Genomic DNA, 16,576 nt, shown 5'->3' on the forward strand with positions numbered 1-16,576 from the left:
CATGACCTTCCCCGTCACCTCCCTGTGGGAGACCCCCGTCTGGACCGGCGCCCTGGCCCCCGAGGACCAGGCCGCCCTGACCGATCTGACCAGCGCCGACCCCGAGGTCCGGGCGCATCGCGTGGCGGCGTTCGGCGAGGCCCTCACCGAGGTCGCGCAGGCCCTGGTCGGCGCCGGCGCCCGGGAACCCGACGGCCCGTGGAGCGCGCGCACCGAGCGGTGGGAGGCCGGCTACCACTGCGGGCTGCGCTACGGGCAGGGAACGCTCCAGGCCATCGTCGTCGTCTCGGCGACCGGTACGGCACGGCACCCCGAGTCCGGGCGGATCAGCCTCCACGACCCGCGGGCCGGCGCCGCCAATGTCTTCCTGCCGGGGCTCCCCTGGGGCCGCCACCACCACTTGGAGCCCAAGCCCGGAAACGTGCTGATCTGCCCCAGCTGGGTGGCGTGGTCGGTGGCGCCCGTCCAGGAGGGCCACACCGTCGAGGTCTGCCTGTTCCGGTCGACCTGGGCCGCCGGTACCCGGCACGCCCACCCACCGCTGCAGGACGCGCTGTCCGGCTGACGGCCGCCGCGCCGCCGCTGTGGCGCGAGAGCCGGTTCGTGGTGCTCGTCGCCGCGCGCTTCGTCTCGATGCTGGGCAACGGCTTCGCGCGCGTCGCGCTCGGCTTCGCGGTGCTCGCGCTGCCCGGGGCGGGCCCGGGCCGGCTGTCGCTGGTGCTGGCCTGCCAGGCGCTGCCGCAGCTGGCGTTCATCCTGGTCGGCGGGGTCATCGCGGACCGGATGTCGCGCTCGCGCGTGATGGTGGTGGCGGACGTCGTGGGCGCGGGGGCGTACGCCGGACTGGCCGCGCTGGTACTGAGCGGCCACGCGCCGCTGGTGGCGCTGTGTGCGCTGGCCGTCGTCGCCGGCACGGCCACCGCACTGTTCGCCCCGGCGATGGACGGCATCGTGCCGTTGGTGGTGCCCGCCGACCGGCTGCAGCAAGCCAACGGGTGGCTGCGGATGGGCACCAACAGCGCGCTGCTGCTGGGCCTGGCCCTGTCGGGGGTGACGGTGGCACTCGTCGGCGCCGGCTGGGCCCTCGCGCTCAACGCCGCTTCCTTCGTGGTCAGCGCGCTGCTGACCACGCGACTGCGGATCAGGGCGCGCCCGTCCAGGACGTCGTCGGGGTGGGCCGATCTGCGGGAGGGCTGGCGGGAGTTCACCGCCCGGCAGTGGCTGTGGGTCGTCGTCGCCCAGTACACGGTCGTGGTCGCGTCGCTCAACGCCTACGTCGGCGTCCTCGGCCCCCTCATGGCGGAGGAGCGGCTGGGCGGGGCACGGTCGTGGTCGGTCGTCGTGGCCGCGCAGGCGCTGGGCACCATCGCCGGGGCCGGGCTCGCCACTCGGGTGCGGGTCGGCCGGCCGGTGCTGGTGGCCGTGCTGGCCACCTTCCCCGCCGCCCTGCCCATGGGCCTGCTCGGCGTCGGGGCGCCGGTCCGGCTGGTGGCCGTGGCCATGTTCGGCGCCGGTGTCGCGGCGGACGTGTTCGCGGTGCTGTGGGTGACCACGGTCCAGCGGGAGATCCCCGAGGCGGTCCTGTCCCGGGTCAGCTCCTGCGACCTCTTCGGCTCACTGGCCTTCGCGCCCCTCGGACTGCTGGTCGCCGGCCCGATCGCCGCCGCGGTCGGCATCAGCCACGCCCTGGCCGGCTGCGCGTCCCTGGTGCTCCTGGCCTCCGCGGCGGCCCTGCTGTCCCCGTCCGTACGGTCCCTGCGCACGACCGCCACACCCGCGCCCCGACGGAGTGAGGGGGTGATGGCCGACCCGACGCGGTGAGAGCCGAGGCCGTGCTCAACGCTCCCCGCAGAGCTTCAGCCCTTCCGGTGTCCAGCACGGCAGATGGCCGTGCGTACGGATCACGTCCTGGCCGTTGCCCCGGGACAGGTACGTCAGGAAGCTCGACGCCAGGGAGTCGGCGGGCGGCTGGCCGTAGGTGTAGGCGTACTCGATCTCGCGGTACGGATAGGCGCTGTCGCCGTGCTCGATGGCGTCGACCGACGGCGTGTTGCCGTCGAGCTTCAGCAGGTGCAGCCCCTTGGCGCCCGTGGCCGCGTTGAGCTCGCTGTAGCCGATCGCGCCGGGGAGGTCGGCGACCGTCGACAGCACCTGTTCCGTCGAGTCGAGTTCGCAGCGTATGACCGGCGCGGTCGCGTCGTCCTTGTGCACGCAGTCGACGGACGAGTTCGCGATCTCGCCGCGCCCCAGCACCCGGCGCTGAAACACCTGTCTCGTCCCCGAGTTGGCGTCCCGGCTGACCAGGTGCACCGGCAGGTTCGGCCCGCCCAGCTCGCGCCAGTTCGTGATCTCGCCCCGGTACAGCCGTCGTACGTCGCCCGAGGCCAGGTTCGTCAGGCTCACCTCGTCGTTGACCACGAGCGCGAAGACCGACACCGCCACCCGGTTCTCCCGCAGCTGGGGCAGCCCGCTCGGCTTGGGGCCGTCCGACAGGGCCACCACCGGCGGCGAGCCCTTCGCCGACTTCGCGCCGACCGCCGCCAACTCCCGTACACCCGACGTCGATCCGTGCGCGTCGACCTCGATGACGGCCCCGTCGCCGCCGTCCGCGCACTCCTCCTCGTACTTCTTCGCCACCTCCCGCAGCACCGGCGCGAAGGCCGTCGAGCCGGTGAGCGTCAGTGTGCCGCTCGCGCAGCCGATCGGCGGGCGGTGCTCGTCCTGGGCCACGACGATCGCCGCCAGCGTCACCACGCTGGCGGTGAGCATGATGGTGATCATCCGGGCGGCGCGACTGAACAGCGGCGGCTTGTCGTCGGGCGTGGCGCTGCGGTTGGGGTGCACCTCGCCGTCCCGGATGCCGCCGCGCAGCCGTATCGGGCCGCCCACGTCGCCGCCCGACAGCAGCACCAGCAGCTTGAAGTGGTCGCCCCGGTTGAGCGGGACGCGCGGGATGCGCAGCGTGTTGTCCTCGTAGCCGAAGCCGGCCGCGGGCGTGAAGTGCTCCATCAGGTGGTCGGTCTCGGGCGGCTGGGTGACCGAGACCCCGCGGACGGTGCGGTCGGTGAACACCGCGGTCAGGCCGTGCAGTTCACGGCCGGTGTAGTCGTTGTCGGCGATGCTCTGGGAGCCGTCGTTCTCGATGCGCAGCAGGACGAGGGTGGCATCGGACATGACGGGGACCTCGTCGAAGAGGCCGAGGCGGACGTTGGCCCGGCCCAGCCGCACGTCGTCGCCGATGGGGTTGTCCATCTGCACGCGGTAGCCGATGCGCTTGCGGCGCGGCACCCGGCGCTCGTACCAGACCATGACACCGGACGCGACGACACCGAGGACCGCGGTGCCGACAGCCACGAGATTCTCTGCGTTCAGCCACTCCACCGTGGTCACCGTAGGCTCGCACGACCTCAACGGCATGATGCGTACGGATACTTGGGGTTACTGCCTGGTGTACGTCAGCTTCTCCCCGCTGTTCGCGTTCACCCGCTCCAGCCTGCCGTCCGACAGCACCGTCACCTCGGTGGCGTCGCCCGGCGAGCAGGCGGTGGCCGGCTCGCCGGCCGTCACGGTGGACGGGCCCATCGCCAACGGGCCGCTCTCGCCGGGCACTTCGGCCAGCTCGGCCTCGAACTCGCAGTGATAGGTGCCGGTGCCGGCCGGGCCGTCGGCGACCAGGGTCAGGACCGTGTCGCCCACCTCGCCCTGCCGGATGGTCAGCCGACGGGTGTTCTCGCCGCCGCCGTTGTCGATCGAGGCCGTCCAGGTGCCCAGGTAGTCCGCCGGGATCACACCGTCCGCCGGGGACGAGGAAGGGGACGGCGAAGCGGACGGGGTGGTCGGATCGCCGGTGGGCGGCTCGGTGGTGGCGGTCGTGGCGGTCGGGGTGCCGGTCGGATCGCCTCCGGCCCCGTCGTCACCGCCGCCGTTCATGAGGGCGTACACCGAGCCACCGGCGGCGAGCGCCACGACCAGCGCGACGACGACGAGCGCCGCCGTGGAACGGCCGCTTCGGCGGGGGCCTTCGGGTGGGGCGGTGGGGAGGTAGGGCAGGGGCGGGTCGTACGGCGGGGTGGGGGCGTACGGCGAGTTCGGACCGTAGGGCGGGGTCGGGCCGTACGGCGGGTTCGAGGTGTACGGAGGGTTCGGGCCGTACGTGGGGGTGGCACCGTGGGAGGGGGTGGTGCCGTACGGCGGATTCGGACCTGGCGGCGGATAGCCGTACCCGGGTTGCTGCGAGGGCTGCGGATGCTGTTGTGGGTGCTGCTGTGGGGTGCCGTGGCCCGGGTGGGCCGGGGTGGCCGGTGCCGGCGGTGCGGTCTGACCGCTCTGCGTCGCGGCCACGGTGGGGAGTTGGTCCGGCGGCGTCACCCCGGCGGCCGGGGCGTGCTCGGGGGAGGCCGCGGGAGTCGGCTCCCCGGAGCCCGGTACACCGGAGCCCAGCTCCGCCGAGCCCACCTCCTGACCCACCTCGGGCGAACGCACCTGCGCAGGACCACCCGAATCCACCGGACCGCCCGCCGAACCCCCAGGCCCAGTAAGCCCCACCGGCCCCACCGGATCCTCCGCATCCAGCAACCGCACCGCATGCCGCCCCAGCTGCGCCACCAGCGCACCCGGCAGCCACGGATCCCGGGACCGCCCGCCGGAGACGGTGTCCTCGGCTCCCGTACGCTCCAGGATCCGGTTCAGCGTCGGCCGGGCGCCGGGGTCCTTGCGCAAGCACTCCCGCACCAGCTCGGCGATGCCCTCGGGCACCCCCTCCAGGTCGGGCTCCTCCTGGGCGATCCGGAACATCACGGCGTGCGCGCCGCTGTCGACGGATCCGAAGGGCAGCATGCCGGTCGCGGCGTACGAGAGCACCGAGCCCAGGCAGAACACGTCGCAAGCGGGCGTGATCCGGTCCCCGCGCACCTGCTCGGGCGCCATGAACCCCGGCGACCCGATGAGCGCGCCGGTGCGCGTGAGCCCGCTCTCGCCCACCGTCTCCAGCGCGCGGGCGATCCCGAAGTCGATGACGCGGGGCCCGTCGATGGTGACCAGGACATTGGACGGTTTCAGATCCCGGTGCACTATCCCCGCGGCATGGATGTCCTTGAGCGCATGCGCCAGGCCTGCCGCCAGGATCCGTACCGACCGCTCGGGCAACGCCCCGTGGTCGCGCCCGACGACCTGCTGGAGGCTGGGCCCGGCGACATACCCGGTGGCGACCCAGGGCACGTCGGCCTCGGTGTCCGCGTCGAGCACCGGCGCGGTCCAGAATCCGCCGACCTGCCGCGCGGCCTGCACCTCCTGCCGGAACCGGGCCCGGAACTCCTCCTGCGCGGCCAGCTCCCGCCGTACGAGTTTGACGGCGACGGTACGGCCGCGGTCCGACCGGGCGAGATACACGTCCCCCATGCCGCCCGCGCCCAGCCGCGCCAGCAGCCGATAAGCCCCGATCTGCTGCGGATCACCCGACCCCAGCTTCTCCATCGCACGCCCCCAACCCCGCCTACGCAAACCCCCGCCTACGCAACGGCCCCACGATAGTGCGGCATTTGGGGAGGTGAGCGGGGCTGCGTCTACGGTTCCGTAACAGGAACGGCGATCTGGTCGAGCACCTTCGACAACCGTTCCAGAACCCGTACGGCATCGGCGAGTTCCGCCTCCCCGAAGGCCTCCGCCAGCCGGTCCGCGAAGGCCGCGTGGCCGGGGTTGATCAGCGAGATCGCCGCCCGCCCCTCGTCCGTCGGTGCGAGGAGCTTGGCGCGGCGGTGGGCCGGGTTGGGCCGGTACTCGGCGAGGCCCTTGTCCACCAGCAGATCGGCGATGCGCTGCACGCTCTGTCTGGTGATGCCCATGACGCGGGCGATGCCGGACACGGGGAGGGGCTCGCCGAGCACCGCCCCCAGTACCTGCCACCAGGCCGCCGTCAGCCCGGAGGGCTTGGCCAGCTCCTCGGCGACCGCGAGGAACTGGCCGTTGAGCCGGAAGACACCGAGTGCGCCGCGACTGAGGAGATCCTGCCGCTCCCGGCTCACAGAACGCCGGCCTTCTCGAGTACGGCGTACGCCTCGGCGTCGGAGTCGTGGAACAGGCGGTACCAGGCGTCGACGGCCTCGTCGTCGTACACCTTCAGCAGCCGCAGGATCTCCCGGGCGAAGGCGACGGGTTCGGTGGGTCCGGCGGTGACGAGCCCGTCGTCGGTGACGGCGTCGGCCTCGACGTACCGCTCGCCGCCGACGTACCCGGTCGCGGCCAGGTAGAAGGAGACCGCGCTGGTGTGGTCCCGGTCGTCGAGCAGTCCCTCGCGGGCCAGTCCGGCGGTGGCCCCGCAGATCGCGGCGACGGGCACGCCGGCATCGAGGAACTCCCGCGCCTTCCGGGCGAAGGGGGCGAGGTCGTCGCCCGCGTCCCACAGATCGGCGCCCGGGAGGATCAGCAGGGAGGCGTCGGACGGCCGTACGTCGTCCAGAGCCAGGTCGGGCTGGATACGCAGGCCGCCGACGCTCCTGACGGGCTCGCGGGTCGGGCCGACGGTGCGGATCTCGTACCCGGCGCGGGCCAGCTGCGCGGTGGCGTGGCCGGGCTCCCAGTCGGCGAGGGTGTCGTAGACGGCGAGATGGACGGGCTTGCGGTTGGTGCTGTTGCTGTTGCTGCTCATCGCTCCTCCTGAAGGCCTGACCAAAGGCCTGGTTGAAGGCTTCGTTGATGGAGCCTCGTTGATAGCCTCGACCAAGATGACAACATGCTGTCATTTAGACAGCCTCCTGTCAATGGAGGGAGCCGTGTCGACAGGTTGTCGCAGAAACCCCCCGACGACAGACATGACGCCGATACCTCGCCCCCACCGCCGACTCCTACGCTCGCCACATGACCCCTCAGCCAAATCCCGAGATCGGCGCCGCCGTGAAGGCCGCGGACCGTGCGCATGTCTTTCACTCCTGGTCCGCGCAGGAGCTCATCGACCCGCTCGCCGTCGCCGGCGCGGAGGGGTCGTACTTCTGGGACTACGACGGCAGGCGTTACCTCGACTTCACCAGCGGGCTCGTCTTCACCAACATCGGCTACCAGCACCCGAAGGTCGTCGCCGCGATACAGGAGCAGGCCGCACACCTGACCACCTTCGCGCCCGCCTTCGCCGTCGAGGCGCGTTCGGAGGCGGCGCGGCTGATCGCCGAGCGGACGCCGGGTGACCTGGACAAGATCTTCTTCACCAACGCCGGCGCGGACGCCGTGGAGCACGCCGTGCGAATGGCGCGGCTGCACACGGGCCGCGCGAAGGTGCTGTCGGCGTACCGCTCGTACCACGGTGGCACCCAGCAGGCCGTGAACCTCACCGGCGACCCGCGCCGCTGGGCCTCCGACAGCGCCGCGGCCGGTGTCGTGCACTTCTGGGCGCCCTTCCTGTACCGCTCCCGCTTCTACGCCGAGACCGAGGAGCAGGAGTGCGCTCGGGCGCTGGAGCACCTGGAGACGACGATCGCCTTCGAGGGGCCGTCGACCGTCGCCGCGATCATCCTGGAGACGATCCCCGGGACCGCCGGAATCATGGTGCCGCCGGCCGGCTATCTGGCGGGTGTGCGGGAGATCTGCGACAAGTACGGGATCGTCTTCGTCCTGGACGAGGTCATGGCGGGGTTCGGGCGGACCGGTGAGTGGTTCGCGGCGGATCTGTTCGACGTGACCCCGGACCTGATGACCTTCGCGAAGGGCGTGAACTCCGGTTACGTGCCGCTGGGCGGTGTCGCCATCTCCGGGGCCATCGCCGAGACCTTCGCGAAGCGCCCGTACCCCGGTGGTCTCACGTACTCCGGTCACCCCCTGGCCTGCGCGGCCGCCGTCGCGACGATCAACGTCATGGCCGAGGAGGGCGTCGTCGAGAACGCGGCCCGGCTGGGCGCCGAGGTGGTCGGGCCGGGGCTGCGCGAGCTGGCCGAGCGGCACCCCTGCGTCGGCGAGGTGCGCGGTGTCGGCATGTTCTGGGCGCTCGAGCTGGTGAAGAACCGGGAGACCCGCGAGCCGCTGGTGCCGTACAACGCGGTCGGCGAGGCGAACGCCCCCATGACAGCGTTCGGCTCCGCCGCGAAGGCCGCGGGGATCTGGCCGTTCGTGAACATGAACCGCACCCATGTCGTACCGCCGTGCAACGTGAGCGCGGCCGAGCTGAAGGAGGGCCTGTCAGCGCTGGACGCTGCGCTGGCGGTGGCGGACGAGTACACGGAGTAGGGGGGAGCGGACGAAGGGGCGCCGCCCCCTGTGCCCCCGGACCTTTGCCCACCCGCCCACCCGTCTCGGTCGGCCAGGAGGCTGGACTCGAAAAGACCCTGGGGATCCCCCCTTCAGCATCTCCGCTTCCCAGCGCCGGCCGGCTTCATCCAGCGCGTCTAGGGCGCGTATCGAGGCGTGCAGGTGGAGACTGGCGAGGTAGCTGTCGGGAGTCTTGTCGTATCGGGTGTCTCACCGTCCCAGTTCCGGCCTCCTGGTACGTCACGCTCTGGGGCGGGTGAGGCACGTGGAGCCGACGTGAGCCGACCGGTGCACTGATGTCCGGGCGGGGACTCATGGGACATGGCCCGGCACCCGGCTCAGGTTCCGGGGAGGATACGGCGCGTTTCGTAGGCCCACATCGCGATCTCGACCCGATTGCGGGCGCCGAGTTTGGCCATCAGGCTGGCCAGATGCGTCTTCACCGTGCTGAGGCTGATGTGCAGTGCATCGGCGATCTCGGTGTTGGTCAGCCCGCGAGCGACGGCGAGGAGCACCTGCTCCTCGCGGGCGGTGACGGGGGAGACCGGCTGGGCCACGGGCCGGCCGGCGGGCAGGTCCGCGAATGCCTGGAGCAGACGGACGGTGACGCTGGGCGCAATGAGCGCCTCACCGCCGGACGCCGACCGTACGGCCTGGGCCAGAAGGTCTGGTCCCGTGTCCTTGAGGAGGAATCCGCGGGCGCCGGCACGCAGCGCGCCGTAGACGTACTCGTCGAGGTCGAAAGTGGTGATGACGACCACGGCCAGCGGGTCGGCGACGCCCGGGCCGGCGACCAACCGGGTGGCCTCGAGCCCGTCGATCACGGGCATGCGGATGTCGAACAGGCAGACGTCGGGGCGCAGTTCGCGGGCCAGACGTACCGCTTCCTGTCCGTCGGCGGCCTCGCCGACCACCTCGATGCCGGGCTGGGCGTTCAGCATGATCCGCAACCCGGTGCGGATGATCGTCTGGTCGTCAGCGACGAGGACGCGAATGGACACCGCTCTCGCTCCTCGCTCTCGGCAGTTCGGCTTCGACATGCCAGCCCCGGTCGGTACCCGGGCCGACTCGTAGTGTGCCGCCGAGCAGGGTCGCGCGCTCGCGCAGGCCGGCAAGTCCGTATCCGTCGCGACCCCGGCCGGTGCGCCGGCCGTTGTCGCGCACGCTCACCCGTACCGTGTGCCGTTCCGCGGCGACCCGAACGACGAGTTCGGTCGCGTCGACCGCATGGCGCAGCGCGTTGGTCACCGACTCCTGCACGATCCGGTAGACGGCCGCGTCCACGGCCGGGGGCAGCGCGTCCAGTTCGCCGTCGAGCCCCAGGTCGACCTTGAGGCGACCACCCGGGGTGCGCACCAGGCGCTCCAGATCCGCGACTCCGGCAGGGGGCGCCAGCTCGGCGCCGACCCCGCGGTCGCGCAGCGCGGCGACCATGGCGCGCATTTCCTCCAGCGTGCGCGCTCCTTCCTCCTCGACCCCCTCCAGCGCCTCGACGGCGGCGGACGGGTCGGTGCCCGCGAGCACCCGGCCCGCCTGGGCGATGATCACCATGGCCGACACGTGGTGGGCCACCGTGTCGTGCAGTTCCCGGGCGAGCTGCTCGCGCTCGCGGGAGCGCACCTGCTCCAACTGCCGCTCGCGAGCGGTCACCCGGAACCGCACGGCAGCCCCGACCACGCCGGGCAGCAGCAGGAAGACGAAGCCCACGACATTTTCGACGACCGGGGTCTCGTCCGTGACGGAACACAGCGCGCCGGCCGCGAGGATCACCGCGCCGCCCAGCACGATCTCGCGTCCCGATCCCCACCGGGCCAGCGCGTACACCAGCACGAGCACGACCGCGCCGGTGTACAGGCCGACGGGCTCGCGCGGTCCGGCGACGAGCCAGGCCACCTGAAGCAGGATCACCGAGCCGAACGCCAGCGTCACCATCGCCAGCGGGCGGGTCCGGCGCCACAGGGGCAGCAGGCACAGCCATACGGCGAACACCACCGCCACCGGCCGCCACACGACGTTCTCGCGCAGGGTGGCCTCCAGCGCCACACCGGCAAGGCCCGCGGCGAGCAGCGCCCAGTCCCGCCGCACCCGGGCGGGCGCGTCGGGCGGCCGGGGTTCGGTCCACAGGGTTCGCAGGTCGTCTCGGAGCACGGTTCTCAGCCTAGGGACCGCGGCGTGCCGCGCATCGGCCGAAAGGACGGGTCGTCACTCCGCCCCGGGGCCGACGGATCCGCGGCCCGCGGGCCGATGCCGCGGAGCGGCGTGGCGACGAGCCTCGGCATCGTCGGCCGTACAAGGACGGCCGACGAGGTGGTTGGAGGACCCGATGCTCTCGAAAGCCCTGTTGCGCCTGGGCGCAAGCGCCGCCCGCCATCCCTGGCGGGTGATCGCGGCATGGCTGATCGCCGCCACGCTCGCCGTCCTCGCCGCCGTCGCCTTCGGCGGGCGGAATGCGGATTCGATGACCGCTCCGGGACTGGACTCCCAGCGGGCCGCGGAACTGATCGAGCGGGCCGGCACCGGCCAGGAGGGGATGACCGCCCAAGTGGTCGTCACCCCCCTCGACGACGGTGCGACGTTCTTCGACGACGACGGCGCGCGCACCGCTCTCACGCGGCTGCGGGCCGAGGTGAAGCGGCTGCCGCACGTGCTCGGCACGAGCGACCCGGCGGGGGCGCTCGACGCGGGCGGGGACACCGCCGTGCGCGGCGGCCTCGTCTCGGCCGACGGGCGGATCGCGGTCGTCCGGGTGCAGTACCCCGACCAGAGCCGGCTGTCGGCCGAAGACCTCGACGCCCTCGTCGATCTCGGCGACCGGCTGCGCGCCGAACTGCCCCTGCGCATCGAGATGGGCGGGAACCTCTTCTACGCCTTCTCCGACCCCGACGGCGGCGCGAGCGAGCTGATCGGCCTCCTCGCCGCGGCCGCGATCCTGTTCCTGGCGTTCGGTTCGCTCGTCGCCGCCGCGCTGCCGATCGGCATGGCGGTCTTCGGGCTGACCGTCGGGGTCGCCACGATGACGGTACTGGCGGGGGTGACAGAGGTCCCCACCTTCGCACCGGTCCTGGGCAGCATGGTCGGGCTCGGAGTGGGCATCGACTACGCGCTGTTCGTGCTCGCCAGGCACCGGGAATACCTCGCGTGCGGGCTCGATCCGCAGGCGGCGGCCGGACGAGCGGTGGCAACGGCGGGGCGGCCGGTGGTCTTCGCCGGCGGCACCGTCGTCGTGTCGATCCTCGGCCTGGCGGTCGCGAACGTGCCGTTCATGACGGTGGGCGGGGTTGCCGTCTCGATCGTCGTCCTGACGATGGTGCTCGCGTCGGTGACGCTGCTGCCGGCCTTCCTCGGCGCGGCGGGCCCGCGGCTGGGCCGGGCCGGCCGGATCGGCCGGGCTCTGCAGACCGGGAAGCTGGGCCGACTCGCACGGCGGCGGGACCCGGCGGCAGGCGCCGCTCCCGCCGCCGGGTGGCGTCGCTGGATCGGGCACGTCAGCCGGCACCCGGTGCCGTACGCGGTCGGCGCGGCGGGGCTGCTGCTGACCGCGACGCTGCCCGTGCTCGGCCTGCGCGTCGGCCTGCCCGACGACGGCTCACTGCCCCACAGCCGTACCGAGCGCCGGGCCTACGACCTCGTCGCCGAGGGGTTCGGCCCGGGCACCAACGGTCCCCTCGTCATCGCCGCGGACCCCACCGGTGATCCGGGAGTGCTGGACCGACTCGTCGGGGCGGTCGCAGCGGATCCGGGCATCGCATCCGTCGCGCCGACGCACATCGATCGGGCCACCGGCATCGCGACCCTCGTGGTGTTCCCGACCACCAGCCCTCAGGACAAGGCCACGGCCGACACCATCGCCCGGCTGCGCACCGACGTGCTGCCCACGGCGATCGGGCACGGCCCGGCCAGGGCCCACGTCGGCGGCGCCGCCGCGAGCCTGTCCGATGTGGGCCAACGCACCAGCCAACGCCTGCCGGTGTTCGTCGCCGCCGTGCTGGCGATGTCGTTCCTGCTGCTGATGCTGGTCTTCCGCTCGATACTCGTACCGCTCAAGGCGGTACTGCTGAATCTGCTGAGCATCGGCGCGGCCTACGGCATCATGGTCGCGGTCTTCCAGTGGGGCTGGGGAGGCGCACTCATCGGGCTGGAAGCGACGGTTCCGATCGTGTCGTTCATCCCGATGTTCCTCTTCGCCATCCTGTTCGGCCTGTCGATGGACTACGAGGTGTTCCTCCTCTCCCGCGTACGCGAGGAGTACCTGCGCACCGGCGACAACGGCACGGCGATCGTTGAGGGCGTCTCGCGCACCGCCCGGATCATCACCTCGGCCGCCCTCATCATGGTGGCGGTCTTCCTGTCCTTCGCCGTCGCCGAGGACCCCTCCACCAAAATGTTCGGGCTCGGCCTGGCCACCGCGATCTTCATCGACGCCACGGTCGTACGCATGGTGCTGGTACCGGCGACCATGACACTCCTCGGCCGGACCAACTGGTGGCTGCCGAAGTGGCTGGACTGGATGCTTCCCCGCGGCCCGGTCGGCACCGACGACACCGACGCGGAATCCACGGGTGAGGCCCCGCGTCCACGGCTGGTTGACCGTTGACTCAACTCCTGTCCGCCCTTGGCGTCCGGCACCTCAGCGCGTCACCCAGGGGCATATCGAGTCGTGATCATCGAGTGGTCCTGGTGAGGTCCTTGATCCAGGTCCCGCAAATTGATCACGACTCGATACGCGCCCTAGGAGCCTCGCTTCTCAACGCCGGCCCAGGCATTCCAGCCCGTCTGGGGGTGCCCCCTCTGGGGGAGTTTGAGGACGAGGCCCCTTCAGGGCCGAAGCGGGGGTCTGGGGGCCGCAGGCCCCCAGGGGCGGGGTCGAAGGGGCGGCAGCCCCTACAAGGACGGGAAGGGTAGGGGCGGCGGGGGCGAGAAAAGCGCCCTCCCCCGCAGAAACACCCCCCGGCACCCGAACGCGTAAGGTGGCGTGCTCGTAGACATATACGTGCACGCCACCTCATCGCGACGACGGGAGACGCCCTGACCATGCCCGGCACCGGCAGCAACGGCTCCGTGACCCGCAGCACCCTGCGGCAGCAGATCGCGGACGCGCTGCGCGACGAGGTGCTGGCCGGGCGGCTGCAGGCAGGCCGGGAGTTCACCGTCAAGGAGATCGCCGAGCAGTACGGAGTATCCGCGACCCCGGTACGCGAGGCACTCGTCGACCTCTCGGCGCAGGGCCTCCTCGAGGCCGACCAGCACCGCGGCTTCCGCGTCCACGAGTACTCCGTCGAGGACTACCGCGGCATCATCGAGGCCCGCGGCCTGGTCACCACCGGCATGTTCCAGGTCCTGGCCAGCGACACCGCCCGCCACCGGGACCCCGAGGACCCCCGCGTCCACGCCGCCGTGGTCGGCGTACGCCGCCGTGCCGAGGAGGCGCAGCGCGCCGCCACCGCCGGCGACCTCACCGTGCTCATCGGCTACGACCTGCGCTTCTGGCGCGAGCTCGGCGCCCTCTTCGGCAACCCCTACCTCGCCGACTTCCTGCACCGGCTGCGCGTGCAGTCCTGGGTCTGCGCGGTCCAGCATCTGCGCCGCCTGGACGATCTGCGCGGCCACCTGTGGTCCCGGCACACCGACCTGGTCGACGCCCTGATGCGCCGCGACCTGCCGACGGCCCGCGCGATCATCGCCGCCCACGACGCGGACTCCCTCGCCCTGATCGAGCGGCTGGCGTCCGGATGACCCACGAGCGGGAGCTACCGGAGGCCCCCGACTCCCGGAACGCCCCCGCCCTCCCGGACTCTCCCGAACTCACCCCCACCACCGAAGCCCCCACCCCCTCCCCCGACCTCTCCGTCGTCATCCCCGCCTACAACGAACAACACCGCCTCACCCCTACCCTCGACGCCATCACCCACCACCTGGCCGCCCACGACGCCCGCTGGCCCGAGTGGGAGATCGTCGTCGCCGACGACGGTTCCACCGACGGCACCGGCGATCTCGTCACCGCCCGCCAGGACCCCCGTATCCGCCTGGTCACCATCCCCCGCAACCGCGGCAAGGGCCACGCCCTCCGCCTGGGCGTCGCCACATCCCTCGGCCGTCGTGTCCTCGTCACGGACGCCGATCTCGCGACGCCGATCGACGAACTGGAGCGGCTCGACAAAGCGCTCACCGAGGGCAACTCCGCGGCGATCGGCTCCCGTTCGGTCCCCGGCGCCACGATCGGCGCCCGCCAGCACCGGCTTCGCGAACTCCTCGGCCGCGCAGGGAACTTACTCATCCGCCGCACGACCCTCCCCGGCATCCGCGACACCCAGTGCGGCTTCAAGCTCTACGACGGCGACCGCGCCCGCGAGGCCTACGCCGCCTCCCGCGTCAACGGCTGGGGCATAGACGTCGAGGTGTTACGGCACCTGCACCGCGCCGGCCTGCCCGTCGCCGAGGTCCCGGTCCGCTGGTCCCACCAGCCCGGCTCGAAGGTCGCCCCCCTCGACTACGCCCGCGCCCTCGCCGAGATAACCCGCATCACCCTGCGCTCCCTGAGCTCCCTCCGCTCTCTCCACTCCCTCCGATCCCTCCACTCCCTCCGATCCCTCCACTCCCTCCGCCCCGCCGATCTCTTCGCCCCCTTCCTCTTCCTCCTCATGTCGGTGGCCCTCTACTCCGGCCGCTTCTTCGACCCGGCCCACCGCTATCTCCCCGACTCCCTGCGCGACCAGAACCAGTGGGAGTGGTTCTTCGCGGTCACGGCCGACAACGTCGCCCACTTCCGCAACCCCCTCTTCTCCGACCTCCAGGGCTTCCCCGACGGCGTGAACCTCATGGCCAACACGGTCATGCTCGGCCTCTCCGTCCCCCTCACACCGCTGACCCTGCTCGCCGGCCCCGCGGTCGCCCTCAGCCTGGTGATGACGCTGGGCCTCGCCGCCACCGCGGCCGCCTGGTACCGGCTGATCGTCAAGTACGTCGTACGAGGCCGGATCGCGGCCTTCCTCGGCGCGTCCCTGGCCGCGTTCGCCCCGCCCATGGTCAGCCACGCCCACGCGCACCCGAACTTCGTGGTCCTCTTCATGATCCCGCTGATCATCGACCGCGCTCTGCGTCTGTGCGCGGGCACCCGGGTCGTACGGGACGGGGTGGTGCTGGGCCTGATGGCGGCGTATCAAGTCTTCTTCGGCGAGGAGCCGTTGTTGCTGGCGGCGCTGGGCATGCTGCTCTTCGCCGCCGCCTACGCCGCCGTACGCCGGGATGCGGCACGGGAGTCCTGGCGCCCGTTGGTCAGGGGCGTGCTCATCGGCGCCTCCGTCTGCCTTCCCCTGGTCGTGTATCCGCTCGTCTGGCAGTTCGCCGGACCGCAGAGCTACACGGACATCGAGCACAATCCCCGCTCGTTCAACAGCCCTCTCGCCCTGCTCTCCTTCGCCGAGCGGTCCTGGCTCGCGGGCGACGCGGACACGGCGAACGCCCTGGCCTTCAACACCACCGAACAGAACGCCTTCTACGGCTGGCCGCTGATCCTCCTCGCCTTCGCGATCCTCGTACGGCTGTGGGAGCAGGCCCTGGTCAAGGCGCTGGCGTTCACGGCGGTGGCCGCCGCGTTCCTGTCCCTGGGGCGGGAGTTCCGCATCCCGCTGACGGACCTCACCGTCCCCGGTCCCTGGAAACTTCTCGCCGACAAGCCGCTGTTCGAGGCCGTCATCGAGAGCCGCGTCGCGATGATCTGCGCTCCCGCGCTCGGCATGCTGCTCGCACTCGCCGTCGACCGGCGCCTGGCAGCCCGCCCCCTGAGCACGCGGTACGTCGGCCTGCTGGGTGTCGGCCTCGCCCTGCTCCCGCTCATTCCGGCCCCGTTGAAGGCGGTCGACCGCGTCGACGTGCCCGCCTTCATCGCGAACGGGGCCTGGAAGTCGTACGTCCGCGAAGGCGAGTCTCTCGTGCCGGTGCCGCTGCCCGACCCCGGCGACGCGGAGGCGCTGCACTGGCAGACCGAGGCCGGCCTCGGCTTCAAGCTAGCGGGCGGCTACTTCAACGGGCCCTACGGCGACGAACGCGTCGGCATCTACGGCGCCGAGCCCCGCTTCACCTCCAACCTGCTGCGTGATGTCCGCAACTCGGGCCAGGTTCCGCCGGTCAACGAGTCCTGGCGGGAGCAGGCCCGGGTGGATCTGGCGTACTGGCGGGCGGGCGTACTGGTGCTGGCGCCGCAGCCGAACGACGGGGCGCTGCGGGAGACCGTGGCGAAGCTGGTGGGCGGCCCGGGTAGGTGGGTCGACGGAGTGTGGGTATGGGATCTGCACGAGCGGGGACTTGCATGAGGAACCCGCATGAGGAACCCGCATGAGGGGTCCGCCGC

At 72.1% G+C, this 16,576-nt stretch carries 12 protein-coding genes; 6 read left to right on the forward strand and 6 right to left on the reverse strand.

Going from position 1 to position 16,576, the window contains the following annotated elements; all coding sequences use genetic code 11:
- The first annotated feature begins 1 nt into the window (after position 1).
- Positions 2 to 565: a hypothetical protein gene (locus EHO50_RS26730; protein WP_128433749.1), complete on the forward strand. Its 564-nt coding sequence runs from the start codon at positions 2 to 4 to the stop codon at positions 563 to 565.
- Complete coding sequence (locus EHO50_RS26735; RefSeq protein ID WP_281288253.1) at positions 448 to 1,821, forward strand: MFS transporter; 1,374 nt, start codon at positions 448 to 450, stop codon at positions 1,819 to 1,821. Before EHO50_RS26730 ends, EHO50_RS26735 begins: the two co-directional genes overlap by 118 nt.
- Before the next feature lie 15 nt (positions 1,822 to 1,836).
- Here the strand turns inward: EHO50_RS26735 and EHO50_RS26740 are convergent, their stop codons facing one another.
- The 4 genes from EHO50_RS26740 to EHO50_RS26755 form a co-directional block, all read right to left on the reverse strand.
- Positions 1,837 to 3,381, reverse strand: a complete 1,545-nt coding sequence (locus tag EHO50_RS26740) for a substrate-binding domain-containing protein (protein WP_128433750.1) — start codon at positions 3,379 to 3,381, stop codon at positions 1,837 to 1,839.
- A gap of 57 nt (positions 3,382 to 3,438) precedes the next feature.
- On the reverse strand, positions 3,439 to 5,472 hold the full coding sequence (locus tag EHO50_RS26745) for a serine/threonine-protein kinase (RefSeq protein WP_128433751.1): 2,034 nt from the start codon (positions 5,470 to 5,472) through the stop codon (positions 3,439 to 3,441).
- 89 nt (positions 5,473 to 5,561) lie between these two features.
- Positions 5,562 to 6,020, reverse strand: a complete 459-nt coding sequence (locus EHO50_RS26750) for a MarR family winged helix-turn-helix transcriptional regulator (protein ID WP_128433752.1) — start codon at positions 6,018 to 6,020, stop codon at positions 5,562 to 5,564.
- Positions 6,017 to 6,643 (reverse strand): type 1 glutamine amidotransferase family protein, encoded by a 627-nt coding sequence (locus EHO50_RS26755; protein ID WP_128433753.1) that lies wholly within the window; start codon positions 6,641 to 6,643, stop codon positions 6,017 to 6,019. The genes EHO50_RS26750 and EHO50_RS26755 overlap by 4 nt, the downstream gene beginning before the upstream one ends.
- A gap of 209 nt (positions 6,644 to 6,852) precedes the next feature.
- Here EHO50_RS26755 and EHO50_RS26760 point away from each other — a divergent pair, with 209 nt between their 5' ends.
- On the forward strand, positions 6,853 to 8,208 hold the full coding sequence (locus tag EHO50_RS26760; RefSeq protein ID WP_128433754.1) for an aspartate aminotransferase family protein: 1,356 nt from the start codon (positions 6,853 to 6,855) through the stop codon (positions 8,206 to 8,208).
- Positions 8,209 to 8,567: 359 nt separating this feature from the next.
- Here the strand turns inward: EHO50_RS26760 and EHO50_RS26765 are convergent, their stop codons facing one another.
- Together EHO50_RS26765 and EHO50_RS26770 are read right to left on the reverse strand one after the other, a co-directional pair.
- The gene (locus EHO50_RS26765) at positions 8,568 to 9,230 is read right to left on the reverse strand and encodes a response regulator (RefSeq protein ID WP_093878371.1); all 663 of its coding nucleotides are present in this window, start codon (positions 9,228 to 9,230) and stop codon (positions 8,568 to 8,570) included.
- On the reverse strand, positions 9,205 to 10,377 hold the full coding sequence (locus EHO50_RS26770) for a sensor histidine kinase (protein WP_128433755.1): 1,173 nt from the start codon (positions 10,375 to 10,377) through the stop codon (positions 9,205 to 9,207). The genes EHO50_RS26765 and EHO50_RS26770 overlap by 26 nt, the downstream gene beginning before the upstream one ends.
- Positions 10,378 to 10,552: 175 nt before the next feature.
- Between EHO50_RS26770 and EHO50_RS26775 the strand changes: the two genes are divergently transcribed.
- The 3 genes from EHO50_RS26775 to EHO50_RS26790 all read left to right on the forward strand — a co-directional run bounded on the left by EHO50_RS26775 (position 10,553) and on the right by EHO50_RS26790 (position 16,538).
- Positions 10,553 to 12,823: an MMPL family transporter gene (locus tag EHO50_RS26775; protein WP_128433756.1), complete on the forward strand. Its 2,271-nt coding sequence runs from the start codon at positions 10,553 to 10,555 to the stop codon at positions 12,821 to 12,823.
- A gap of 437 nt (positions 12,824 to 13,260) precedes the next feature.
- Positions 13,261 to 13,962 carry a GntR family transcriptional regulator gene (locus EHO50_RS26785; RefSeq protein WP_128433758.1) on the forward strand — a complete coding sequence of 234 codons (702 nt, stop codon included), beginning with the start codon at positions 13,261 to 13,263 and terminating at the stop codon, positions 13,960 to 13,962.
- Positions 13,959 to 16,538, forward strand: coding sequence for a dolichyl-phosphate beta-glucosyltransferase (locus EHO50_RS26790; protein ID WP_128433759.1), 2,580 nt, complete (start codon positions 13,959 to 13,961; stop codon positions 16,536 to 16,538). Before EHO50_RS26785 ends, EHO50_RS26790 begins: the two co-directional genes overlap by 4 nt.
- Positions 16,539 to 16,576 lie beyond the last annotated feature (38 nt).

The sequence above is a fragment of the Streptomyces cyaneus genome (assembly GCF_004028635.1).
Classification (GTDB): Bacteria; Actinomycetota; Actinomycetes; order Streptomycetales; family Streptomycetaceae; genus Streptomyces; species Streptomyces cyaneus.